Below are 24,910 nucleotides of genomic sequence, written 5' to 3' on the forward strand. Positions count from 1 at the left end.
CTTCGGCTACCAGGTGAAAGACGCGGACGGCGATGTAGACAGCGCGAACGTGAAAGTGACCGTGAATGCCGTGACGTGGTGCGGTAGACGCGGTGAATCGAAGTGACGGTTGCCGAAGACGGCAGGAAATCACCCACATCAACGGCGTGGCGTTAACCGGCAATGCCCAAGACATCGCGGTGGACAATGGCACCGTGGTCATCGCGGCGGATGGCGCGATGACGTTCGAGCCAGCGGCTGACTTCAATGGTGAGATCAACTTCGGCTACCAGGTGAAAGACGCGGACGGCGATGTAGACAGCGCGAACGTGAAAGTGACCGTGAATGCCGTGAACGATGCGGTAGACGCGGTGAATGACGAAGTGACGGTTGCCGAAGACGGCAGCATCACGCTGAACCTAACGGGCAACGACAGTGCACCAGACGGCGGCCTGGAAATCACCCACATCAACGGCGTGGCGTTAACCGGCAATGCCCAAGACATCGCGGTGGACAATGGCACCGTGGTCATCGCGGCGGATGGCGCGATGACGTTCGAGCCAGCGGCTGACTTCAATGGTGAGATCAACTTCGGCTACCAGGTGAAAGACGCGGACGGCGATGTAGACAGCGCGAACGTGAAAGTGACCGTGAATGCCGTGAACGATGCGGTAGACGCGGTGAATGACGAAGTGACGGTTGCCGAAGACGGCAGCATCACGCTGAACCTAACGGGCAACGACAGTGCACCAGACGGCGCCTGGAAATCACCCACATCAACGGCGTGGCGTTAACCGGCAATGCCCAAGACATCGCGGTGGACAATGGCACCGTGGTCATCGCGGCGGATGGCGCGATGACGTTCGAGCCAGCGGCTGACTTCAATGGTGAGATCAACTTCGGCTACCAGGTGAAAGACGCGGACGGCGATGTAGACAGCGCGAACGTGAAAGTGACCGTGAATGCCGTGAACGATGCGGTAGACGCGGTGAATGACGAAGTGACGGTTGCCGAAGACGGCAGCATCACGCTGAACCTAACGGGCAACGACAGTGCACCAGACGGCGGCCTGGAAATCACCCACATCAACGGCGTGGCGTTAACGGCAATGCCCAAGACATCGCGGTGGACAATGGCACCGTGGTCATCGCGGCGGATGGCGCGATGACGTTCGAGCCAGCGGCTGACTTCAATGGTGAGATCAACTTCGGCTACCAGGTGAAAGACGCGGACGGCGATGTAGACAGCGCGAACGTGAAAGTGACCGTGAATGCCGTGAACGATGCGGTAGACGCGGTGAATGACGAAGTGACGGTTGCCGAAGACGGCAGCATCACGCTGAACCTAACGGGCAACGACAGTGCACCAGACGGCGGCCGAAATCACCCACATCAACGGCGTGGCGTTAACGGCAATGCCCAAGACATCGCGGTGGACAATGGCACCGTGGTCATCGCGGCGGATGGCGCGATGACGTTCGAGCCAGCGGCTGACTTCAATGGTGAGATCAACTTCGGCTACCAGGTGAAAGACGCGGACGGCGATGTAGACAGCGCGAACGTGAAAGTGACCGTGAATGCCGTGAACGATGCGGTAGACGCGGTGAATGACGAAGTGACGGTTGCCGAAGACGGCAGCATCACGCTGAACCTAACGGGCAACGACAGTGCACTGAAATCACCCACATCAACGGCGTGGCGTTAACCGGCAATGCCCAAGACATCGCGGTGGACAATGGCACCGTGGTCATCGCGGCGGATGGCGCGATGACGTTCGAGCCAGCGGCTGACTTCAATGGTGAGATCAACTTCGGCTACCAGGTGAAAGACGCGGACGGCGATGTAGACAGCGCGAACGTGAAAGTGACCGTGAATGCCGTGAACGATGCGGTAGACGCGGTGAATGACGAAGTGACGGTTGCCGAAGACGGCAGCATCACGCTGAACCTAACGGGCAACGACAGTGCACCAGACGGCGGCCTGGAAATCACCCACATCAACGGCGTGGCGTTAACGGCAATGCCCAAGACATCGCGGTGGACAATGGCACCGTGGTCATCGCGGCGGATGGCGCGATGACGTTCGAGCCAGCGGCTGACTTCAATGGTGAGATCAACTTCGGCTACCAGGTGAAAGACGCGGACGGCGATGTAGACAGCGCGAACGTGAAAGTGACCGTGAATGCCGTGAACGATGCGGTAGACGCGGTGAATGACGAAGTGACGGTTGCCGAAGACGGCAGCATCACGCTGAACCTAACGGGCAACGACAGTGCACCAGACGGCGGCCTGAAATCACCCACATCAACGGCGTGGCGTTAACCGGCAATGCCCAAGACATCGCGGTGGACAATGGCACCGTGGTCATCGCGGCGGATGGCGCGATGACGTTCGAGCCAGCGGCTGACTTCAATGGTGAGATCAACTTCGGCTACCAGGTGAAAGACGCGGACGGCGATGTAGACAGCGCGAACGTGAAAGTGACCGTGAATGCCGTGAACGATGCGGTAGACGCGGTGAATGACGAAGTGACGGTTGCCGAAGACGGCAGCATCACGCTGAACCTAACGGGCAACGACAGTGCACCAGACGGCGGCCTGAAATCACCCACATCAACGGCGTGGCGTTAACCGGCAATGCCCAAGACATCGCGGTGGACAAGTGACGCTGAACCTAACGGGCAACGACAGTGCACCACGGCCGAAATCACCCACATCAACGGGTCGTTAACCGGCAATGCCCAAGACATCGCGGTGGACAATGGCACCGTGGCATCGCGGCGGATGGCGCGATGCGCGATGACGTTCGAGCCAGCGGCTGACTTCAATGGTGAGATCAACTTCGGCTACCAGGTGAAAGACGCGGACGGCGATGTAGACATGGCGCGAACGAAGCGGCTGCGAATGCTACCGTGAAAGTGACGAACGTGAAAGTGACCGTGAATGCCGTGAACGATGCGGTAGACGCGGTGAATGACGAAGTGACGGTTGCCGAAGACGGCAGCATCACGCTGAACCTAACGGGCAACGACAGTGCACCAGACGGCGGCCTGGAAATCACCCACATCAACGGCGTGGCGTTAACCGGCAATGCCCAAGACATCGCGGTGGACAATGGCACCGTGGTCATCGCGGCGGATGGCGCGATGACGTTCGAGCCAGCGGCTGACTTCAATGGTGAGATCAACTTCGGCTACCAGGTGAAAGACGCGGACGGCGATGTAGACAGCGCGAACGTGAAAGTGACCGTGAATGCCGTGAACGACGGCCCAGTGGCCACAGACGATACGGCGTCAGGCACAGAAGACGGTGGCGTGATCACCATCGATGTGTTGGCGAATGACAGCGATGTGGATGGCGATACGTTGACCATCACAGGCGCGACGGTCCCAGTCGAGCAAGGTACGGTCGCGATCGTCGACGGTAAACTCGAATTCACGCCAGCGAATGGTTTTAGTGGTAAAGCAACTGTTACTTATACTATTACCGATGGAGTTGCGTTTGATTCTGCAGAAGTTTCTGTGAGTGTTAATCGTGTTTCAGTTGATCCAATTACTGCTGATGATGTGATTAACGCGAGTGAAGCGGCAGGCACAGTGACCGTGACCGGTAAAGCCACCGGTGGCGATATCAGCGAAGGCGATGTGGTAACCATGACCATCAATGGTAAGCCTTACGAAACCACGGTCGATGCTGATGGCAACTGGACAGTGGATGTGGCGGGTGCAGACCTGGCCGCGGACACCGCGTTCGATGTGAACGTGGCGTCAACGGACGGCGCGGGCAACCCAGTGACCAGCACCGGTTCTTCAACGCATACGGTCGATACGTCTGCGACAGCCTCTATTGATGTCGATCCAATCACGGATGACAGAATCATTAACGCTAATGAGTCTGCTGAAGGTGTGTTGATTCCTATCACTGGTTGGGTAAGTGGTGACGCTAGACCTGGCGATACCGTTACAATTACTCTTGGTGGAGTCGAGATTGGTCGTGCATTGGTTTCCAATGATACAAATGCAGATGGTAAGTACCTATTTACGGTCGAAGTATTAGGCTCGAAGTTGGCTAATACTACGCTTCAATATCCTCATATTGTTGCCACTGTCACAGGGACAGATGATGCGGGGAATGAGTTTAGTGCGTATAGCAATGAAGTTTATAGCGTCGACCAAAGCTTAAACATTGAAGTTTTTGTTGAAGAGGAAAGCGATGACAATGTCATTAATTTTGATGAACAAGGAAATGTGACTATCTCCGGTTTTGTCGAAAAAGGAGCGTCTATAGATACCATTACAATTACTGATAAAGACGGTAATCCAATGGTGATTTCTTCGGGGATCTCGGTTGATACTAGTGATGAGAATGCTGACTATTTCTCAGTCGTTGTAGATGTTTCGCAACTGACTGATGGACAACTAAACGTCGTGGTAAGTGCCACTGATAGCGCTGGTAATACAGGTGATTCAGAAGTTGTTCATATTTCGAAAGATACTACTGTTTCTCTTACTTCCAAAATTACCGATGAAACAAATAGCGGTTCCAAAGAGGACAATGTCACTAACGATTCAACTCCATCCATTACTGGCTTAACGGAAGCGGGTGCGAGCGTGACTATTACCTACACGGATGCGACAGGTGCCCCTCGAGCAGCCACTGGTACAGCGGATGCAGACGGTAAATACACCATTAATATCAGTAATGCGCTGTCAGAAGGCAGTAATGATCTTTCTGTTAGCGCTGTGGATGCAGCGGGTAATGAGACCACAATTGTACAGACTGTGGTTGTCGATACTTCAGCTGCGCCTGTTGCACAGGACGATACGGTATCTGTATACCGCGGTTTGACGGGTTACTATTACAGTTCAAATGACAGTGAAAATGGAAATCTGACGTCAGTTCAAGACGCCTTGGATGTTATCGCGAGTAAAGACCCAGATCTTACCTTTGAAGCGCGTGACATTAATTACTCATTAGATGCCAACAACAATAGCTTGAGTTCAAAGTCTCAGGTTGCTGATTTCCTAAATAATGATGCAGGATCATTGCAGGGCGAAGTGGCAAATCACACAGATGGTGTGATTAAGATGAGTGGTTCTGTTTATCTAGATGCAGGCAATTACGCATTTAAAGTGAGAGCAGATGATGGCTATACAATATTAATTGATGGCGTTGCTGTAGCCACAGTTGACCGTAATCAATCACCTACAACAACCATGCATAGCTCCTTTGAGATAAACAGCGATGGCTACCATAAGATTGAAATTGTGTATTGGGATCAGGGTGGAAATGCAGTACTCGATGTCAATCTAGGTACTGTTGATGCTAACGGCAACTTCAATAATGGTGAGCATGATCTAAACGACTATCCGTTGATTGGCGATACACTGACGACTAAAGAGGGTAGTGAGCTCGTACTAAATAGCACACTGCTTTTGGGCAATGATTACGATCTTAATGATGGTGACACTATCTCTATCCTTGCTGATGGTTTTAGTTCAAACGATGGAGCCGTATCATATGATGCTGCGACAGGAGAGATCATCTTTACGCCAAACGAAGGTGTTACGGGGTCGGCAAGCTTCACTTACACCATCGTTGATAGTACAGGCAAGACCGATACCGCAACGGTTACCACTTTGGTCACTCCAATCAGTGATGGCTTGAGTGTTTCTGCCACTTTGAGTTCTGTTAGTGGCAATGTCGCCGATACTTTAGTGGCAGCTCAGCTTGCTGCGATAGAAGGTAAACTTGCTGATGACACAGCAAGTGACGACGACGACTATCTGAGTAGCAACGGAGCTTGGGTCCAGGCATTAGGTGGTAATGACACTATCGTCTATGGGTCCGGTTCCCATATGCTTGTTCAAGGTGGTAGTGGTAACGATGTTATTGTGGGTAACAATTCGTCTGCTGTTTCAGAAAATCTGCAAGGTGGTGATGGCAATGACATCCTAATTGGTGGTACAGATGTTTCTGATTCTATCAACTTGATCGGCGATGATGTCGGGGAAACAGGTAATGATATCTTTATTTCTCGAAGTGCAACTTCTACTACCGCTTACTACGGTGGTAATGGAGTTGACACGGCATATTTAGTTGGTAGTAGCAGTGACTATCAGTTCACTACAGCTGGTTCATCAGACTTTACTTTAATTCACCAAGGTACAGGTAACGCTAATCATGATTTCTACAGTGTAGAAAGTTTGTATTTCGCAGATGGCAAGTTTGAAGTAAGTGGCGGACAGTTAGTCAAAACTGCAGAGATATATCAGCTAAATATCGATATTGACCTGAATGACAATGATGGTAGTGAAAAAGTTACCTCTGTTGTAATTAGTGATGTTCCTGACGATGTAACACTCTCTGTCGGAACTAAGCAAGCTGACGGTACTTGGGTTATCGATCCTGCTCAGCTAAATGTGGAAGGTAAGTTGACTGTATTGGTAGAAGCACCAGTTGGAACAACGCCTGTACTGACTGTGACGGCTGGAGCACAGGAGATGGATGGTGACACTCCTCTCGATAGGCCAGAATATGCACAAGGGCAAACGGGTACTATTCTCCTTGATACATCAAACCCTAATGGAGATAACGCTGTTTCTGGTACTCAGGGAGACGATGTACTTATGGGGGATGTGGGCGGTTACGTTAAAACCGTGACTCCAGGGCAAGACTATAATGTTGCATTGATAGTAGACACTTCAGGAAGTATGAGCGACGTAACCACCAATGGCATGACTCGTATTGCTATGGTTGAAGCTGCGTTGAAAAATCTCATCTCAACTCTTAGAGAGCACGATGGTGTTGTTAATGTAAAACTTATTTGTTTTGATGACGTCGTTGATTTTAATTTCGAAGCACAAAGCATTACTACGAATCCAACCCAATATCAGGAGTTGTGGAATGCAATAGATACTAAGCTGAATGCGTATGGCTATACCAATTATGAAGCTGGCTTAGAAATGGCTGATTCTTGGTTTAGTAGTATGCAAAATGGCGCGCAAAATATGGCGTTCTTCCTGACGGATGGTGAACCGTATGTTGGAGGTAGTAGTGATAGTGCTTTAAAAGATGCCATTGATGCGTTTGCTTCACTTTCCACGAAGGCTCAAGTACAAGCCATTGGTATTGGCAACGACATTAGTACCGATGTATTGAAGTTCTTTGACAACACAAATACCGGTCTTATGGAACAAGTTAAGGACTTCTATACAGAAGCTATGTTGTTTAGTTTCTCCAGTTTGACTGGCAGTAATTCTGGTAATGATGGCAATGTGAGTATCAGTGATGGTGATCTAGTATTGACCGACGACGACTACAGCTATTGGGACGGCGGTTATGCTCAATGGACAAGTGATACATTTAATGTGGAACAAGGCCAACAACTGAGTTTTGACGCTACTCTTGAAAGGGGTAAGTTCTACTGGGCACTGTATAATGCAAATGGTGAGCTAGTAGAGAGTGGCAACGATGAAAAAACCAATGGTAACAAGTCTGTCAATGTTGAAAGCGGTGCGCTACAGGCTGGTAGCTATAAATTAGTAATCAGCTACGATGCGACAAATGGGCGCAGTGGAGAGGTAAGAATCGACGAAATCAACCTACTGAGCCCACTACTCGCACCTGCGGGTGAAGTGCAGATTGTCACAACCCCAGAGCAATTAGAAGCCGCGTTACAAGGTGGTGATATTGTGTATAACATTGCTGATATGGGTAGTGATACCGTCAGTGGCGATGTAGGAAACGACATTTTGTTTGGAGATGCGGTCAATTCAGATGCGCTACCTTGGGGTGGCGACAATCCAGAAAAACCAGATGATTTAGTGGATGGGGCTGGTTTAGATGCTGTGTATAAGTTCCTCTCGCTGAAAAATGGCTACGAAGCTACAGATGTAGATGTCTATACATTTATCAAGAATAACCACGAGCTATTCAATATCATAGACGACACTCGAGGTGGTAACGACACGTTAGATGGTGGTCTTGGTAACGATATCCTTTATGGGCAAGGTGGCAACGACATCCTCATCGGCGGCCTTGGTAATGACATCTTAACTGGTGGTGAAGGTGCTGACATCTTTAAATGGGTTGATATGGAAACGGCGAGTGACCGCGTCACAGACTTCAATGTCGAGCAAGGTGATAAGCTTGATCTATCTGATCTCTTTGACGATATGTCTAAAGCGGATATTGAAACTTTGCTGGCTGATCTTGAAGGCGATTCTAAAGGTAGCGTCGGTGATGTCTCGATCGAAGTGACCAACGAGAATGGTGCGCATCTGACCATCGTCAAAGGCGGCCAAACCTTAACGATTGATTTTGATGGTGCTGTAGATGCTTCCTATATTACCAATAGCTTGTTAGAGAACCTGAATCATTTAAAGGACTAAAATAACGAAAACCGGAGCTTGTAAGGGCTCCGGTTTTTTGTGCTGTCTGTAATTTGGATTTATCCTTTGCAAAAAAGAGCCTCGATGGGAATCGAGGCTCTTTTTATAGATACAGACTGTATTTACAACACCTTACACGCAAACCCTTTAAGGTAGAAACCTTCTGGGTAGGCCGTGTCGGTTGGGTGATCGGCGGCTTGTTCGAAACGCTCTACAAATTTGACGCTTCTGCCAGCATCGACGGCGGCATCGGCAATGATTTTTTGGAACAACAGTTGGTCCATCAGACCGGAGCAAGAGTAGGTGAGCAGTGTGCCGCCGGGTTTGAGAATTTGCATCGCGAGCATGTTGATGTCTTTATAGCCACGACATGCGCCGTTGAGTTGCGCTTTGCTTTCGGCAAACTTGGGTGGGTCCATGATCACCACGTCAAATTGCGTGCCTTGGTCGCGATATTCACGTAGCAGTTTGAACACATCGGCATTTAAGAACACGGCGCGTTTCTTGGAGATATCAAATTCGTTCAACTCTGCGTTGAATTTTGCGGTGTCCAACGCTGGCTGCGAGACGTCTGCGTTGATCACTCTTTTGGCTCCGCCTTTTAAAGCATAAAGACCAAAGCCGCCGGTATAGGAAAAGCAGTTTAAGACTTCTTTATCTTTGAAGTATTTCATCGCTTGCTGGCGACTGTCGCGTTGATCGAGGTAGAAACCGGTTTTGTGGCCGCCGACAATATCGACGCTAATTTTGACGCCATTTTCTTCGATAACAACCGATTTAGGCGGCATGTCACCATGTAGCACACCAGTCGTTTCTTTCAACCCTTCTTTCTTACGCACGGCTACATCTGAGCGTTCGTAAACATTGCAGTCAGGAAATACCTCAACCAAAGCGTCAACAATATTTTGCTTTTGATGTTCTGCACCCGCGCTGAGCAGTTGGCAGACAAAGAAATTTTGGTAACGGTCTATGGTGACACCTGGCAAACCATCGGATTCTGCCGCGATCAAGCGATAACCCGTTAAACCATCGCGCGCAATGATCTCTTCGCGCAGCAGTTGAGCTTGTTGAAGACGTTGAACGAAAAAGTCCACATTAATCTCTTCTTTTTCAAAGCTCCACACACGGGCGCGAATTTGCGATTCAGGAGAGTAGGCCGCTTTTGCCAACCATTTACCATCGTGAGCCAATACGTCAACGGTTTCTCCCAGTTGCGGATTGCCTTCCACCTTGTCGATGCCACGAGAAAAAATCCATGGATGGCGTCTGATGACGGATTTCTCACGGCCTTTGGCTAAATAGATTGAAGCTGACATTGCAGTACTCTTTAGAAATTTGAAAGTGGGGTATTTTCATGGAATCAGCGTAGAAAAGCAAATAACAAAAAGGCCGCGTTATGCGGCCTGATTAACTAGGACTATCGTTAAGCTTTTAGCCCAGTGAGCAAGCTTTCCATTGCATCACTTTGTGTGCGAAGTTGCTCGACATTACGTGATGTCATGGTGATCATTTCGCAAACCTGATTGGACTGATGACGTATTTCCTCCACGCTTGCGGCAATATTATCTGCCACGACGCCTTGCTCTTCAGCCGCCGTTGCAATTTGCAAGCTACTATCGGAGATAGTTTGGTTCTTATCAGCGAGCGAGGCGATTTCATGATTCACTTCCGACATCAACGCTTGCCCTTGGCTGGCATTGCTCACGGTGACTTCCATCAGCTTGGTTAATGACTGGCTGTTACGTTGTAATGCTTCAATCATGGATTGAATTTCGACGGTTGCTTTCTGAGTTCTTCCCGCTAACGCACGAACCTCATCCGCCACGACCGCAAAACCACGCCCTTGTTCACCTGCACGTGCGGCTTCTATCGCGGCGTTGAGAGCCAATAGGTTAGTTTGCTCTGAAATGCCGTTGATGGTGGTGACCACTTCATCGATCTGCGCTGCATTGGCATCGAGCTCTTCTACTGCCTGAGAAGCAGATTGAATTTCTGTCGATAGTTTAGAAATCGAACTCAAGGTGTTCACCACTTTTACTTGACCAGATTGCGCCACGCTACGTGCATCTTCCGTTTGAGTGCTGGAATCATGCGCCAAATTGGCGACTTCACGTATAGTCGACGCCATCTGTTCTGTGGCACTGGCTAGAGAATTGAGGTGCTCTTGCTGAGTGCCTGAAATGTCAGAGCTTTTATGCATCGACTGGTTCAAGTCTGAGCTGATCTGCTGCATCAAAGCGACGGATTCTTGGATAGACAACACCATTTTTTGCTCACGCTCTGCCACTTTATCGATGGTGATCGCAATGGTGCTGAACTCATCTCTCACCAGAAAGAAGTTCATACGGGCAGTGAGATCGCCACTGGCTAAGGTGCTCAGCGCTTTATTCATGGTAAACATCGCGCCGCCAATAAAGGTCATGATGTAGTAGACACCCATCGCCAAAACAAACAGCGAACCGAGAATAATAGTGAGATGCGTACTTGAAAGTGCCGATAACAAATTGCCCTGCTGTGAAGAGACCAGACTAAACGCGCCATTCATCACCGAAACCGCGTCTTTTCCGTTGCCAATTGCAATCGCAGGGTAAGCGGAGAGCAGTTCAGCGACTTGATTGCGCGTCAAATTTCCCGATTCAATCAGACCTTTAACCAGCATGAGCTGATCTTGATACGCTTCATTTAGCATCGCATCTGCGGCATTGGTGAGAACAAAAGTTAGCATCAATAATGCTAAAACTGGGAGGAGGAAGAGCAAATAGAATTTTTCTTGAATTTTTAAGTGGATGAGATACTTATCAATCCAACGAAATGGAATTTCTTTCATAATTATTATACTCGTAGTGACCCACTGTCCTTTGTGGGGTGAATAGAGTTGATAAATATATCACTCAAAAAAACGGAGAGGTATACGGATGACAAAACGATGCGAGAAATTTGTGGTCTCGGGCATAGTTCAGGGCGTTGGCTTTCGCTATCACACGTCACATCAAGGGTTGAAGCTGGGGTTAGTCGGCTATGCAAAGAATCTGCACAACGGCAATGTTGAAGTGATCGCTTGCGGCGAAGAAGAAAGCCTTGAGGCATTTGCTCGTTGGTTGACCCACGGACCAAAAACGGCACAAGTTGATGCATTGAGCCGAGAAGAGAGTGTTTATCGAGACTTTGATGGCTTCGAAATCTTGTAGCCAGTCTTGGCTACAAGAGCGCTTATAAACATTTTGCGGGTTTAGGCAATCCAGCCAATTTAGTGGCTTGTTTTGCCGGCCCTTGCTTAAAAAGCTTAAATAAGTATTTGCTGTTTCCTTTTTCTGGGCCATGCGCTTTTTCCATCGCTTTTACCAGCATTCTTACCGCAGGAGAGGTGTTAAATTCCAGATAAAAGTTGCGAACAAAGTGGATCACTTCCAAATGTGCATCGGTCAATTCAATCCCTTCTTGCTCCGCGAGTATGGCGATCATGCCTTCATCCCACACCGTGTGATCGAGCAGGTAGCCTTGAGCATCAGTTTCAATTTCTTTTCCGTTATAAACAAACATGGTGGTTATCCGTCGTTGTTTCGACAAGTAGTGACAAAGAAGGGTAGAGTAGCCTAGTCTTCGTCGATAGCTCAACCGAAGTTTGTTCAGATTGAATTGAATGGTTAAATTTAATGCGTCGTTCAAAAGGGCGTTTTAGAAGTTTAAATTGCATATATATGCGAGTGAGTTAGAAAGTTTTCGGGGTGGGTAGCAATAATAATGCTAATAAATTTAAAATCTGCACATAAAAAAGCCCGAGATCGGGCTTTTTATGTTTAAAACGATATTAATCGTCATTCATGATGCCAAGAATACTTAGCAAACTAGTGAACAAGTTGAGGATGTTCAAGTACATCGAGATGGTTGCGCTGACGTAGTTGGTTTCTTCTCCACGTACGATACGGCTAGTGTCGTACAGAATAAAGCCAGAGAAAACCAGTGCAGAAACGCTACTGATGACCAACTGACCCAGTGTCGAACCCACAAAGATGTTGATGATGGCGGCGACGATAACAATGATCAAACCTGCCACCAGGAAGTTACGCATAAAAGAGAAATCTTTTTTGCTGGTGATGGTGTAGGCAGAAAGGCCAAGAAACACCATACCGGTTAAACCTAGCGCTTGTGCGATGATGGTTGGGCCGCTAGGAATCGAAGCGTAGTAGGTTAGCATCGGGCCTAATGCACCGCCCATTAGGGTTGTAAAGACAAATGTCCAGACGATCCCCATTGACGAGTTAATGCTACGCGGCAGTGCAAAAAACAAGATACCAATCGCGGCGAGTTGCATGACGAGCGCTACGATTGGCGAAATACCCATTGCCATCGTTGCCATTGCTGCAATAGCACTGGTTACTAAGGTCATGGATAGTAGGAAATAGGTATTCTTCAGTACTTTATTTGTCTGAAGTGTACTTTCCATACTTGTTGTACGAGAAAACATTGGACTGTTCATAATCTTCCTCTTAAAAAGATCGGTTTACTTATATGTACATTTATGAGGCCGATAGTTCCAAAAATCAAGCCTGACGTTGTACCTAACTAGGCAAAATAATAGTAGAAATAGTAACTTATGTATTACTTAAGTTGTAACACTTTATTGCGAATATGCAAAAGAAAAAGAGGTGTTTCGCAACACCTCTTGGTTTTCTATGCATTAATGATGGAGTATTTGTGCGAGGAAATTCTGAGTTCGATCAGATTGCGGATTTTCGAAGAAATCTTTCGGATTGTTTTCTTCAATGATTTCACCTGCATCCATGAATATCACTCTGTCTGCGACTTCTTTGGCAAACCCCATTTCGTGGGTAACACAAAGCATGGTCATCCCTTCTTCAGCCAGTTCAACCATAACGTCTAATACCTCACGCACCATTTCTGGGTCCAGTGCTGAGGTTGGTTCGTCAAACAGCATGACTTTAGGGCTCATGCACAGCGATCTTGCAATCGCAACGCGCTGCTGTTGCCCGCCTGAGAGCTGACCGGGATACTTGTCTGCTTGCTCTGGAATTCTGACTCGTTCGAGATATTTCATCGCGACCGCTTCTGCTTCTTCTTTCGGCATTTTTTTTACCCAAATTGGCGCCAGTGTGCAGTTTTCTAAAACAGTGAGGTGAGGGAAGAGGTTAAAGTGCTGGAAACACATGCCGACTTCTTTTCTCACCGCTTCAATATTTTTTAAGTCCTCGGTCAATTCCGTGCCAGAAACGATAATTTGCCCTGCTTGGTGTTCTTCCAAGCGGTTGATGCAGCGGATCATGGTGGACTTACCAGAGCCGGACGGGCCACAAATGACGATTTTTTCGCCCTTTTTGACATTCAAATTGATGTTCTTTAGTACGTGAAACTCACCGTACCACTTGTTCATATCCTTCAGTTGGATCATGTAATCTTGTTGTTGCGTCATAATACGTCCTTGAGCTTACAGAGTTATCGTTTGTGACCAGTGTGTAGTTTGTTTTCCAACCATATCGAATATCTCGACATGCCAAAACAAAATACCCAGAACACTAACGCGACAAATACATAACTTTCGGTTGCAAAACCGAGCCATTCGGGGTCAGTATTGGCTGCTTGCCCGATGCCTAACACATCGAACATGCCGATGATGAGTACCAGGCTGGTGTCTTTGAAAAGCCCGATAAAGGTGTTCACGATTGAGGGGATAGTAATCTTCAGTGCCTGAGGAAGAATAATCAGCCCCGTTTTCTTCCAGTAGCTCAAACCAAGCGCATCAGCCGCTTCATATTGGCCTTTGGGAATGGCTTGCAAACCACCACGAACCACTTCTGCCATATAGGCTGCGCTGAACATGACCACGCCTATCAATGCACGGATCAGTTTGTCTGTCTCAGAGCCTTCAGACAAGAACAGAGGTAGCATGACTGACGCCATGAATAGTACGGTAATCAGCGGCACCCCACGCCATACCTCGATATAGACGGTACACATACTGCGAATAATCGGCATATCTGAGCGTCTTCCTAGTGCCAAGGCGACGCCAATAGGCAGTGAAACAACGATGCCAACCAGTGCAATGATCAGTGTGACTAACAAGCCTCCCCATTTATGGGTTTCGACCACTTCTAGGCCAAATATGCCACCGTATAGCAGCGCAGCGATAATAAATGGGTAGATGTTGACGAAAAAGAGCCAAATCCAAGTACGTTTTGGTGTTTTTTCATAAGCTAAAAGCACAGTGAAAATTGCTAAAGACGCATAGAAAAGGCGAGGGCGCCACAACTCAGCTTGAGGGTAGAAGCCATACATAAACTGTTCCCAGCGAACGCTGATAAATACCCAGCATGCCCCTTCGCGTGTGCAGTCGTCTCTGGTTAAACCAGACCAATCGGCGCTGATGATCGCCCAATCCACGATATGCCAAAGTGCTGACAGTGCAAAATAGGCCAGAATGACGGTGACAATCGAGTTAATGGGGCCATTAAACAGGTTTTTTCGCAGCCAACCAATAATCCCCACAGTGTTTGCTGGCGGCGGCAGATTCGGTTGAAATTGATGTACTCGCATATTATCTCTCCACCAGGGCAACTTTTTTGTTGTAAAGGTTCATCAAGGCTGAAGTTAAAAGACTTAACGTCAGATAAACCGCCATGGTCATCGCAATGATCTCAATCGCTTGTCCGGTTTGGTTCAATGTTGTACCTGCAAAGACAGAGACCAAGTCAGGATAACCAATCGCCATAGCAAGTGAGGAGTTTTTGGTCAGGTTCAAGTACTGGCTAGTCAGCGGCGGAATAATAATTCTCAGCGCTTGAGGGATGATAACCAGCTTTAAAGTGCGCGCTCGAGGTAAGCCTAGAGACATCGCGGCTTCAGTCTGACCATGGTTAACGGCATTAATGCCCGAGCGAACAATTTCGGCAATAAACGCCGCAGTATAGATACTGAGAGCGACCAGTAAAGCAGCTAGTTCAGGAATAATGCTGATGCCACCACGAAAGTTAAAGCCTTTGAGTTCAGGATATTCAAACGCAATTGGCGAGCCAGCAATAAAGTAAACTAATACTGGTAGCACTATCACTAAAGAAAAGGCGATGCGACCCATCGGGGTTTGTTGACCACTGAGCTTTTGTTTGTTTTTCGCCCAAATACCAATAAAAATAGTCGCCAACACACCAGAAATTAAAGCGGCGAAGACGAATGCACTGCCCGATTCAAAGATCGGTTTGGGGAAAAACAGTCCTCTTACGTTGAGGAAAACATATTCGCCTAAGCTGATGCTTTCCCTTGGTGACGGAAGCGCCTGTAAGACCGCAAAGTACCAGAAGAAGATCTGCAACAGCAGCGGAATATTACGAAAGGTCTCGATATAGACGGCGGCAAAACGGCTTACTAACCAGTTTGTTGACAAACGTGCGATGCCGATAACAAATCCGAGAAAAGTCGCAACGATAATACCAAGAAACGATACTAACGCTGTATTAAGTAAACCTACAATAAACGTCGTACCGTAAGAGTGGGTCTCGTCATACTCAATCAAAGTGAGACCGATACCGAATCCGGCTTCTTGACTTAAAAAGTCAAAACCCGTTGCGATACCGCGTGACTCCAAGTTGGTGAGTGCGTTGTTTACTATGGTGTAAAAGAAGAAGACCAGAGCCAGTATGGCTAGGATCTGAAACAGCACCGAGCGAAAAGTGGGGTTGTAAAACAAATTGGTGCCCGAAGCTGGCTTTCCAGCTCCTGTGGAAAGTGATTTATTGTCGGGTTTCATACAGCTATAACCTCTAATCCATTACTTAGAAAAAGGGCGGCATCACATACCGCCCATTCTTAGCTAGACTCTTATCATTAACGGATTGGTGGCGCGTACATAAAGCCGCCGGCATTCCAAAGGGCGTTAACGCCACGAGCGATCTGCAGTGGTGAACCCATACCTACAGTGCGTTCGAAGCTTTCGCCGTAGTTACCTACTTGTTTGACAACTTGGTAGCCCCAGTCGTCACGGATGCCTAAACCTTTGCCTTTCGGACCATCGACACCCAAAATACGTTTGATGTTTGGATCGTCAGATTTAAGCATTTGCTCTGCGTTTTGGGATGTAATGCCGTATTCCTCGGCGTTGATCATTGCATTTAGAGTCCATTTCGCGATGTTGAACCACTGGTCGTCACCTTGACGAACAACAGGGCCAAGGGGTTCTTTGGAAATGATCTCAGGCAGTACAACCGCTGAGCTTGGGTTCTCTAGGTTGAGACGCAGCGCGTACAGACCTGATTGGTCAGTGGTTAACACGTCACAACGACCAGCGTCAAAGCCTTTGGAAGTTTGCGCTGCAGTATCAAATACAACAGGTTTGTACTTCATACCGCTGTTGCGGAAGTAGTCTGCCAAGTTTAGCTCGGTTGTTGTACCCGATTGAACGCACACGGAAGCGCCATCCAACTCTTTTGCACTCTTGATTCCTAACTCTTTTTTCACCATGAAGCCTTGACCGTCGTAATAGTTTACGCCGACAAAGTTAAGCCCCAATGCTGTGTCGCGATGCAGTGTCCAAGTGGTGTTGCGAGAAAGAACATCGATCTCGCCAGATTGCAATGCAGTAAAACGCTCTTTCGCGGTGAGTGGAACATACTTAACTTTTGTTTTATCACCCAGTACAGCAGCGGCGATGGCTTGACAATATTCTACGTCGATACCTTCCCATTCACCCTTTGCATTAGGGTTAGAGAAGCCTGGGAGACCAGTACTCACACCACAAGCCAAATAACCTTGTTTAGTGACTTTATCCAATGTGCTATCTGCTGCAAATGCATTTGACGACATAACTGCAGTAGAAGCCGCTACGACGGAAGCAAGAACCGTTAATTTATTTGCCATTTGTATCCTTCCTGTATGATCCAAGTTTAACCAGGTGACACCCGATACAACGTGCTCAATCTGTGTTGTGTGTGCCCTATGTGCTTGATTTCCATTTTAAACGGCATTTGGAAATCAATTATTTATAAGCGTAGGAAAGGATTTTCGAATTCTCAAATATATAATTTAAAAAGAATTTTGAGAGAACTCACAAACCCTGCGGTAACTAGAATGAACAAATGTTAATCTAATGTAAATAGTGCAATGAGGTACCACTGCGGTGCAACAGAGTGTTTGTTATTTACACTTCTAATAATATGGTCAAAAAGAGCGATCCTAAGAATCATCTTGAAACTATATTCTGAACATGGCTGGAAATTTGAACAAAAATTATTTGTTGTTGGCACGCTTAGTGATATCAATGCACCAAATCTGCTAGGATGACGCTTCAGACAGATAGAACAAACAAGGATTGAAATGCGATATTTTCCTCTTTTCATGGATCTGGAAAACAAACCTGTGCTCGTTGTTGGTGGTGGCGAGGTAGCAAGCCGAAAGATTGAAGCGTTGCTGAAAGCGGGTGCTAAAGTGACGATTGTCTCTCCAAGCCTAGTTGAAGAGCTGCTGGATGTGGTGAAAAGCGGAGAGTGCTATTGGCTGAAGAGCTTTTACTCTTCTGAATTAATTAACCGGCATTACGTCCAAGTGTGGGCGACGACGGATAACCCCGAGCTCAATCATCAGGTTTACCGTGACGCGAAAGCCCACAATGTGTTGGTCAACGTGGTGGATGACAAACCGTATTGCGACTTTATTACTCCGTCTATGATCAACCGTGGTCGGATCCAAATTGCGATTTCCAGTGGCGGCTCGTCGCCTGTACTTATTCGTAATATTCGCGAGTCACTGGAAGCACTATTGCCGCAAAATTTGAGCTTATTGGCCGACTTTGCAGAGTCAAAACGCAGTGCGATCAAGTCTTTACTGCCAAGTGTTGAGGAACGTCGAGTCTTCTGGGAGCAATTTTTTGCTCGAAATGATGTACAAGAGGCAAAAAACAATCGTCAATTGGAACAAGTGTTTTCTGAAGCAACTCGCTCACCGTTTGAGCAAGGTTGTCAATGTGTTTGGATACGTTGTAGCGAGGATGTCGAACTCCTGCCTATTAAAGCACTGCGTTATATGCAAAAAGCAGAGATGGTGCTGTATTGGTCTGAGCTTGAGAAGGGATTTTTGGAAATGGTGCGGCGTGATGCGAACCGACGCAGCTATAGCGATTCCGCACAGTTAGCCGAAATGGTAAACCAAAGCCGAGGCGAATACCGTAACCTGTGCATTCTGTTTCCTAAGAGCAGTCAGGCATTTAATTTTATGCAAGGAGCGGATTTGGTTATCTAGGAATTAGGTAGGAAGTGAACGAACAAAAAAGCCTCGCGAGAGGCTTTTTATTGGTCGCTAGCAGCGAGATGCGATTGAACTTTGCATACTCAGTGCGTACTTAGTCGCGAAAGTTATTGAACTGGAAAGGTTGCCCTAGCTCTGCGGCACGAATCGCGGCGATCGCTTCTTGCAGGTCGTCCCGCTTTTTACCAGTCACACGAACTTTGTCACCTTGAATTGACGCCTGAACTTTCATCTTGGAGTCTTTAATCAGCTTAACGATCTTTTTCGCCATTGGAGTGTCAATACCTTGCAGAAACACAATGTCCTGATGCCAGTTTTTGCCAGTTTGTTCGGATTGTTTGGCATCCATCGAATTGGCGTCAACTCCACGTTTTGCAAGATGTCCACGCAAAATGTCGCGCATCTGTTTGAGCTGAAAATCACCTTCAGCGGAAACTTTCACCGTTTCCTCAACCAGCTCAAAACTGGCTTTTACGTTGCGAAAATCAAAACGAGTAGAAAGTTCACGGTTTGAGTTATCTACTGCGTTACGCAATTCAACGATGTCGATTTCAGAAACAATGTCAAATGACGGCATGGTTTACGATCCTTAATTTACAATCTTATCTGCTTTCTTTTACCGCTTGAGCTAAAAGCTCCAGCATCTGTTCGGTATCTGCCCAGCCTAAACATGGGTCAGTAATGGATTGGCCGTAATGCAGATTGTTCAAATCTGTCATTGGCTGGTTGCCTTCTTCAATAAAGCTTTCAGCCATAATACCTGCCACGTAAGTGCTGCCCGCGCGAATTTGAGCGCAAATGTCTTTCGCGACATCGAGCTGTTTACGGTGCTGCTTCTCACAGTTGGCATGGCTAAAGTCAACGATGAGGCGCTGCGGCAAATCAAATTCGGCCAGCGCTTTACACGCATTTTCTACCGACTGTGCATCGAAGTTTGGCCCAGTGTCACCACCACGTAAGATAATGTGTCCAAATGGGTTACCGCTGGTGCGGTAGACGGTCATGCGGCCATTTTTGTCAGGCGAGTAGAAGTAGTGAGAAGCCTTGGACGCGCGAATGGCATCTATCGCGATTTTCACGTTACCGTTTGTGCCATTCTTAAACCCAACTGGACAGGAGAGGGCTGAAGCCATTTCTCGATGGATTTGAGACTCTGTGGTTCTTGCCCCAATAGCGCCCCAAGTGATGAGGTCCGCGATGTATTGACCTGTGATCATGTCAAGAAACTCGGTTGCTGTTGCCAAGCCAAGTTTGTTGATATCCAATAGCAGTTTTCTTGCCTTGTGAAGGCCGGCTTCTAGCGCGTAAGAGCCGTCTAAGTTCGGGTCGGTGATCAGCCCTTTCCAGCCCACTACAGTACGAGGCTTTTCGAAGTAGGTACGCATCACAATGAATAGCTCGTTGCGATATTGATCCTGAATTTGGCTGAGACGTTTGGCATAGTCGATCGCCGCGTCGGTATCGTGCACCGAACAAGGGCCGACAATCACCAGAAGACGGTTGTCTTTTCCTGTCAAAATATCTTCAATTTGTCTACGTGACTGAGCGATTCGTTCTGCCACATCATCAGTGATTGGATGTGCACTGCTCAGCTCTGCAGGGGTAGGCATTGGACCCAGAGGTTGGGTTCTCAATTCATCGGTTTTTAGTGGCATGTGATAGCTTTGTTCTTTTATTGCGAAGCGGTAAAGATAACGGAATTGCACCAAGGAATAAACCATTTAGCCGTAAACTTATCAATCTAATTGCGTTGTAAACTGTAAACAAGTGAAGGAGATAGGTGGTCTTTGTGCTCACTTTTGGTTCTCGTTAGATAGCACGCAAATTTCTTTCCCGTCTTTGTATGGCCAATCAGTGACTTAATATGTTTAAAATATGAATAAATATACTTGAAACTTGTTTTTAAGCTCGGTATCGTCGGTCACATAACTACACAATTGGAGTCGTCATGGAGCATTTTGTTCAGGGAAGCATTCATCCCGCACTGAGTTTGAATTTTGTTTTGCCGCAATCGGCAGAAAAAAATTCAAAGCGTATCTATTTTTCCACTTCGGCTTGGTATCGCAGCCAAAGCTTGCCAGCCAATGAGTGGGTTTCCTGGCTACAACCTAGATTGTCAGATGAAACCGAAGGGCCACTTTGTGTCAGAGTGAGTCTAAGTGACTTAACCTTGCCAGAATACGCCTTTTTAGGCATGGTTCAAACGGACTGCATGGAAGCTAACCCTTTGATGGGAGCTCGCGGAGTGTCGCGTTTTTGCGATATGAATTACAAACCTATTTTTGCGGTAGAGTGCGATGCAATCAAGCAGTTGCGTGCACAGGGAGTGGACGTTGAGGTCGTCGTCCCTTTTGTACGCACCTTAGCGGATGCGGCGACCATTATCGACTTACTTGCCGAACAAGGCTTGCCACGTGGTTTGCAGGGGTTGAAAGTGATTTTTAGTATTGATACGCCCTCTGCCGCACTGCTGAGCGACAAACTGCTGCACTATTTTGATGGGTTGGCGATCAATATCGAAAATTTGGCTCAGTTCACGCTTGCCGTCGACCAAAGCAATCCATCACATCTACATGCTTACGATGTGCAAAATGATGCGGTACTGGAACTGGTGCAAAAATCGGTAAAATCCGCAGTCACTGTCAATAAACCCGCTTTAGTTTTGTTGTCGAATCTGGATAAATGGCCGCGTTTACAACAGGCATTGCTTGATATGGACTCCGTCGAGTTATTCCACTTCTAAACATTGTCTGGTGTTCGAATAAATAGCAAGGGAGAGCCATGAGTTGTTAATCTGGCTCTCTTTTTTATTAACAACTCTTTGACATTGTGGGTGCGATTGCACAAACTGGTCTGACTAGTTTTCATGGAAGAATGTCGATGCTCAGCCCAATTCAAAAAGCCAATCTCTATCTGAACATGTTCGGTTTTACTAAAGTACCGTTGATCTGGCTCTGTCGGCCGAAAATCATCGCCATTAATGAAAAAATGGTGGAGGTCAAAATCCCGCTGCGTAAGCGAACTAAAAATCATCTAAACAGTATGTATTTTGGTGCGTTGGCGGTGGGTGCTGACGTGGCTGGCGGTTTCCTTGCTATGAGCAAAGCGAGCAATCAAGGGGAAAAAATTTCGCTGGCTTTCAAAGGCGTGAAAGCGGAATTTCTCAAACGGCCAGAGGCAGACGTGCACTTTGTCTGTCACGATGGGGATGTGATTGACCGCATGTTGCAACAAACGCTTGAAACGGGTGAGCGAGTCAATCATGATGTGCGTATTACCGCGTTATGTCCCACTTTGCACGGGAGCGAGCCGATGGCGCAATTTGATCTGACACTCTCTATCAAAAAGTGTTCCTGATGAGTCAGTGGCGGAAAATTCTGAATTTCCGCCACGCCGTTGCTAAGAGTTTAACTTTTTCTCATTGATGATTTTTTGGATACGCGGGTTGAGATCCTTTCCATGGCGTGTTTCATATTCTTCTCTTTGTAAGTCGTTGAGGTTTTTCACCGAATGACTAGGAAGGGCATATTCAACCAGCTCTGTTTTAAGATCGCCTCGTTCTTCAAGGCGTTTTGCCTCAAGATAATACTTCTTAAATAAAGCATCGAGTTTGTTTTCAGCGACTCGGCTTAAGTCATAAAGTTTGTTTTGAATTAGCCATTTTTCTAATTTATTTTCTGGCTTTCTGGATAAAACACGTAGGCGGCTATCTAACAGCTCTTCACTGGTTAAGGCATCACGTAATACCCAAAGCTCTCCCATTTGAGGTGGCCAACTGTTACCCAGTTGGATGCGCTCGTGGCAATGTTTTAAGACTCGATTTAAGCCATTTGGGTCGATTGATTCTGCAAAGACAATGAATTTCCCAGTGGGCAAACTGCCATATTGGTATTCCCATTGCGTTTCATAAACACTTAGAAAAGAGCCAAATACATGCAGGCACCAGTCTGAAGGCTCGTTGTTACTCTCTTCGGTGATGGCATGGTCAAAACGTTGGCTTTTTTCCTCGCTGAATGAGCTGCTGCCTGAATCGCTCAGATGGGCTAAGCTTTGGTTTATACCCATTTGCCGAAGTTTGGTTTCTATCTCCTGAATGTTCTGAGGTTTTCGTTTGCTGTCTTTCATTGAGTTTCTCATTTATTAGCCAATATTGAAGTTTGTTTTCAAGCCGAGCAATGGTTAACAGTTCACTGGCTTTGGATTTATGCCAAAGTACAAACTTTTTCCATACTAAAACATGTTCGCTCACTAGGCCCGAAAACTTAAAAGCACGCTCTGCCCACATCGGGATCTCGGTCTCATCTAGATCGTGTGTGGAAATCGTATTTCCTAGAGGCGGCTGATTTAAAGTCTGATTCCTAGTTTGCAAAGCTTGCATTGGCAAGTTAGGGAATTGAGTCTGTGGTGCAGGTGCAGGTGCAGGTGCAGGTGCAGGTGCAGGTGCAGGTGCAGGTGCAGGTGCAGGTGCAGATTGGTCTGCTTGTACCGAACTTAGCAGAACTTTGAAGATATGTAACTCCGCACCTTGCCGATACTCAACTTTAAGTTTTTCAACAAGGTGTTGCTGCGACAAGGAGCGAAGGCATTCCGCAAGACCAAAGGTCGATAAACAGCACAGCGGGCCCATTTCTTCAAGATTGATGGTGACATAGCCAGTAGAATCCGAATTGTCAGCGAGCATAAGTAGGACAAGTTTTTCTGCTGGGCTCGCAGTGATGATTTGCCAAGCTAAATGTGTGTTTTTTGAGCTCACTTTGATAGTTCTCTACTTCAAACGAATTTGCCCGCTATTGTAAGCCAGCTGTGTGCTTTATTGTAGCGTAAGAATATTTTGTGGCGACAAAGTGCCAGAAAACGGCTGATCGGCTCTTGTATGTCATCAGAAGGACAAGCTTAGCACTGTTGGGAATGAAATGGGCAAGCAGAGTTCGATTTGTTACTCAATGGGTTCGATTTTCTCGATGGCAACGATTTTTGAGCGATTCATGATGATTTTCCAGCGGTAGTAAACGGGCTCTCCTTGTTGGCTACTTTCTTTGATGATCAAGTTGAACAGATGGCGTTTCTCTATCGATTCGCGACTGACTTGTCCTTCGTTAAGGCGATAAATACGATTGGTGCCTTTATCCATCAAGCGAGTAAATGGCCTTAAGCTGATGCTCAAGGTTTCCCGAGTCTGCTCATAGCCGCTGAGAAACTTCGATGTGCTCATCTCTGTTTGTGCATGATAATGCAAAATCTGCTCTTCGCGCTGCACAACGCGCTTCTTGCGAATGGCTTGAATTCTGTCAGGCAGTTTGGCAAAAACGGTGTAGTCAAACCACTCGAGCTTTTGTCCAACTTGCTTGCCCGTGGTCGGGTCGATGTATTGACGACGCCATTTCGGTTTGCCTTTACGGATCCAGCGCCACATCATATCGCGCAGATCGTCTTTGAAGATCTCCCTCAGAGCATAAATGACTGACATGGCGACAATAAAGGAAGCCGAAATTTCGCCAAGATAATCGCGCGCAGTAATAACCGTGGTGGTGACGAATACCATCACTAATCCGGTCGCGATACCTTTGATCATGCGTTTAATATTATTGCCTAGCGAGATGGTTTTCTCTGTCAATATAATCGGGTGTTCGATTAAGCGTCGCAGTAAACGCATCTTGTTGGTCATGCGGGTGGTGTCTTCCACCACATTGGGTGAGTTGTACTTGTTCAGTTTGCGGTGCGCTTGCTCTTTTTCGCATAAGGTGATCAAACGCTGTTTAATCGTGGAGTAATCCCCTTCACGTGGTAGATGTGCAACCAAAGATAAAAACTTCTGTTCGGTGTACCAAGAGAGATAATTATCGATATTCACGTAATAGCGTTTTAGCACTTCTTCATAGGGAATCGAACGACGCAGGCGCTTGAGAATATCAATCGACAGTTCGATGACTTGGTCAACTTGATCTTCAGTGACGCTGTCACCTGATCTGTCGTTGAGTTTAGACACCGCTTTATCGAGCGCCACAACGTACTGATAGGCAAACAGACTTAAGCTGACACGATATTGCGTGTTCGATAACCGCCCCCGTTTCGCAAGGCGGCTATGAACGAGAGGCAGCAGGATCTCATCACTGAAATAAGAACGCGTTTGCCCCATCGAGGTGTAGTAGAACTCTGATTCGGATAGTACTTCAGGCGTTAGGCCCAGTTCACCCGGAACGAAGAGATAGAGGTCAAGATCCAGCTTTTTACTCGCGCCCATGATGTGGCTGATTTTTAAGGTGATGGAATCTTGCTTATCTACAGAAATCAACGAA

26 protein-coding genes are annotated in these 24,910 nt (G+C 47.2%); 13 read left to right on the forward strand and 13 right to left on the reverse strand.

The features are described from left to right. Positions 1-13 precede the first annotated feature (13 nt). The 9 genes from I3X05_RS23715 to I3X05_RS07310 all read left to right on the forward strand — a co-directional run bounded on the left by I3X05_RS23715 (position 14) and on the right by I3X05_RS07310 (position 8,369). Positions 14-106: a hypothetical protein gene (locus I3X05_RS23715; protein ID WP_425304496.1), complete on the forward strand. Its 93-nt coding sequence runs from the start codon at positions 14-16 to the stop codon at positions 104-106. Continuing rightward, positions 93-773 carry a tandem-95 repeat protein gene (locus I3X05_RS07275; protein ID WP_337971106.1) on the forward strand — a complete coding sequence of 227 codons (681 nt, stop codon included), beginning with the start codon at positions 93-95 and terminating at the stop codon, positions 771-773. The genes I3X05_RS23715 and I3X05_RS07275 overlap by 14 nt, the downstream gene beginning before the upstream one ends. Beyond that, positions 764-1,147, forward strand: a complete 384-nt coding sequence (locus tag I3X05_RS07280; protein WP_337971103.1) for an Ig-like domain-containing protein — start codon at positions 764-766, stop codon at positions 1,145-1,147. The genes I3X05_RS07275 and I3X05_RS07280 overlap by 10 nt, the downstream gene beginning before the upstream one ends. Continuing rightward, entirely contained in the window at positions 1,105-1,683 is a 579-nt protein-coding gene (locus I3X05_RS07285) for a tandem-95 repeat protein (RefSeq protein ID WP_337971107.1), read from the forward strand. The genes I3X05_RS07280 and I3X05_RS07285 overlap by 43 nt, the downstream gene beginning before the upstream one ends. Then, positions 1,674-2,057, forward strand: coding sequence for an Ig-like domain-containing protein (locus I3X05_RS07290; RefSeq protein ID WP_337971103.1), 384 nt, complete (start codon positions 1,674-1,676; stop codon positions 2,055-2,057). Before I3X05_RS07285 ends, I3X05_RS07290 begins: the two co-directional genes overlap by 10 nt. Beyond that, positions 2,015-2,299, forward strand: coding sequence for an Ig-like domain-containing protein (locus I3X05_RS07295; RefSeq protein ID WP_337971108.1), 285 nt, complete (start codon positions 2,015-2,017; stop codon positions 2,297-2,299). The genes I3X05_RS07290 and I3X05_RS07295 overlap by 43 nt, the downstream gene beginning before the upstream one ends. Further along, positions 2,290-2,607 carry an Ig-like domain-containing protein gene (locus tag I3X05_RS07300; protein WP_337971094.1) on the forward strand — a complete coding sequence of 106 codons (318 nt, stop codon included), beginning with the start codon at positions 2,290-2,292 and terminating at the stop codon, positions 2,605-2,607. Before I3X05_RS07295 ends, I3X05_RS07300 begins: the two co-directional genes overlap by 10 nt. A gap of 153 nt (positions 2,608-2,760) precedes the next feature. Continuing rightward, positions 2,761-2,892: a cadherin-like domain-containing protein gene (locus I3X05_RS07305; protein ID WP_425304500.1), complete on the forward strand. Its 132-nt coding sequence runs from the start codon at positions 2,761-2,763 to the stop codon at positions 2,890-2,892. Positions 2,893-2,903: 11 nt separating this feature from the next. After that, the gene (locus I3X05_RS07310; RefSeq protein WP_337971110.1) at positions 2,904-8,369 is read left to right on the forward strand and encodes an Ig-like domain-containing protein; all 5,466 of its coding nucleotides are present in this window, start codon (positions 2,904-2,906) and stop codon (positions 8,367-8,369) included. A gap of 122 nt (positions 8,370-8,491) precedes the next feature. Here the strand turns inward: I3X05_RS07310 and I3X05_RS07315 are convergent, their stop codons facing one another. Both I3X05_RS07315 and I3X05_RS07320 read right to left on the reverse strand, forming a co-directional pair. After that, entirely contained in the window at positions 8,492-9,685 is a 1,194-nt protein-coding gene (locus I3X05_RS07315) for a class I SAM-dependent methyltransferase (protein ID WP_045570375.1), read from the reverse strand. Positions 9,686-9,792: 107 nt separating this feature from the next. Further along, positions 9,793-11,196, reverse strand: a complete 1,404-nt coding sequence (locus I3X05_RS07320; protein ID WP_045570374.1) for a methyl-accepting chemotaxis protein — start codon at positions 11,194-11,196, stop codon at positions 9,793-9,795. 88 nt (positions 11,197-11,284) lie between these two features. Here I3X05_RS07320 and yccX point away from each other — a divergent pair, with 88 nt between their 5' ends. Beyond that, positions 11,285-11,557, forward strand: coding sequence for an acylphosphatase (yccX, locus tag I3X05_RS07325; RefSeq protein ID WP_039426312.1), 273 nt, complete (start codon positions 11,285-11,287; stop codon positions 11,555-11,557). A 22-nt stretch (positions 11,558-11,579) separates the two neighbouring features. On the opposite strand, the gene I3X05_RS07330 is transcribed toward yccX, so the two are convergent. From I3X05_RS07330 to I3X05_RS07355, 6 genes are all read right to left on the reverse strand, one after another. Next, positions 11,580-11,909, reverse strand: a complete 330-nt coding sequence (locus I3X05_RS07330) for a TusE/DsrC/DsvC family sulfur relay protein (protein ID WP_039444504.1) — start codon at positions 11,907-11,909, stop codon at positions 11,580-11,582. A 268-nt stretch (positions 11,910-12,177) separates the two neighbouring features. Next, the gene (locus I3X05_RS07335; protein WP_045570373.1) at positions 12,178-12,846 is read right to left on the reverse strand and encodes a Bax inhibitor-1 family protein; all 669 of its coding nucleotides are present in this window, start codon (positions 12,844-12,846) and stop codon (positions 12,178-12,180) included. Positions 12,847-13,047: 201 nt separating this feature from the next. Next, positions 13,048-13,797, reverse strand: a complete 750-nt coding sequence (locus I3X05_RS07340) for an amino acid ABC transporter ATP-binding protein (RefSeq protein WP_193157422.1) — start codon at positions 13,795-13,797, stop codon at positions 13,048-13,050. A gap of 23 nt (positions 13,798-13,820) precedes the next feature. Then, positions 13,821-14,918 (reverse strand): amino acid ABC transporter permease, encoded by a 1,098-nt coding sequence (locus tag I3X05_RS07345; protein WP_045570371.1) that lies wholly within the window; start codon positions 14,916-14,918, stop codon positions 13,821-13,823. A gap of 1 nt (position 14,919) precedes the next feature. Further along, on the reverse strand, positions 14,920-16,125 hold the full coding sequence (locus tag I3X05_RS07350; protein ID WP_045570370.1) for an amino acid ABC transporter permease: 1,206 nt from the start codon (positions 16,123-16,125) through the stop codon (positions 14,920-14,922). A gap of 77 nt (positions 16,126-16,202) precedes the next feature. After that, positions 16,203-17,231: an amino acid ABC transporter substrate-binding protein gene (locus I3X05_RS07355; protein WP_045570369.1), complete on the reverse strand. Its 1,029-nt coding sequence runs from the start codon at positions 17,229-17,231 to the stop codon at positions 16,203-16,205. 456 nt (positions 17,232-17,687) lie between these two features. On the opposite strand from I3X05_RS07355, the gene I3X05_RS07360 reads away from it, so the two are divergent. Then, entirely contained in the window at positions 17,688-18,608 is a 921-nt protein-coding gene (locus tag I3X05_RS07360; RefSeq protein ID WP_045570368.1) for a precorrin-2 dehydrogenase/sirohydrochlorin ferrochelatase family protein, read from the forward strand. Positions 18,609-18,708: 100 nt separating this feature from the next. Here the strand turns inward: I3X05_RS07360 and I3X05_RS07365 are convergent, their stop codons facing one another. Both I3X05_RS07365 and I3X05_RS07370 read right to left on the reverse strand, forming a co-directional pair. Beyond that, positions 18,709-19,191 (reverse strand): YajQ family cyclic di-GMP-binding protein, encoded by a 483-nt coding sequence (locus tag I3X05_RS07365; protein WP_045570367.1) that lies wholly within the window; start codon positions 19,189-19,191, stop codon positions 18,709-18,711. Positions 19,192-19,216: 25 nt separating this feature from the next. Next, complete coding sequence (locus I3X05_RS07370; protein ID WP_045570366.1) at positions 19,217-20,269, reverse strand: 3-deoxy-7-phosphoheptulonate synthase; 1,053 nt, start codon at positions 20,267-20,269, stop codon at positions 19,217-19,219. Positions 20,270-20,562: 293 nt separating this feature from the next. Between I3X05_RS07370 and I3X05_RS07375 the strand changes: the two genes are divergently transcribed. Beyond that, on the forward strand, positions 20,563-21,357 hold the full coding sequence (locus tag I3X05_RS07375; RefSeq protein WP_193157423.1) for a putative PEP-binding protein: 795 nt from the start codon (positions 20,563-20,565) through the stop codon (positions 21,355-21,357). A 137-nt stretch (positions 21,358-21,494) separates the two neighbouring features. Then, positions 21,495-21,971 carry a PaaI family thioesterase gene (locus I3X05_RS07380; RefSeq protein ID WP_045570364.1) on the forward strand — a complete coding sequence of 159 codons (477 nt, stop codon included), beginning with the start codon at positions 21,495-21,497 and terminating at the stop codon, positions 21,969-21,971. A gap of 42 nt (positions 21,972-22,013) precedes the next feature. Here the strand turns inward: I3X05_RS07380 and I3X05_RS07385 are convergent, their stop codons facing one another. From I3X05_RS07385 to I3X05_RS07395, 3 genes are all read right to left on the reverse strand, one after another. Next, complete coding sequence (locus I3X05_RS07385) at positions 22,014-22,679, reverse strand: hypothetical protein (RefSeq protein WP_045570378.1); 666 nt, start codon at positions 22,677-22,679, stop codon at positions 22,014-22,016. Further along, complete coding sequence (locus tag I3X05_RS07390) at positions 22,600-23,367, reverse strand: hypothetical protein (protein WP_082069672.1); 768 nt, start codon at positions 23,365-23,367, stop codon at positions 22,600-22,602. Before I3X05_RS07390 ends, I3X05_RS07385 begins: the two co-directional genes overlap by 80 nt. 183 nt (positions 23,368-23,550) lie before the next feature. Further along, positions 23,551-24,906, reverse strand: coding sequence for a hypothetical protein (locus I3X05_RS07395; protein ID WP_337971111.1), 1,356 nt, complete (start codon positions 24,904-24,906; stop codon positions 23,551-23,553). Positions 24,907-24,910: the final 4 nt, after the last annotated feature.

This window comes from Vibrio navarrensis (genome assembly GCF_015767675.1).
Classification (GTDB): domain Bacteria; phylum Pseudomonadota; class Gammaproteobacteria; order Enterobacterales; family Vibrionaceae; genus Vibrio.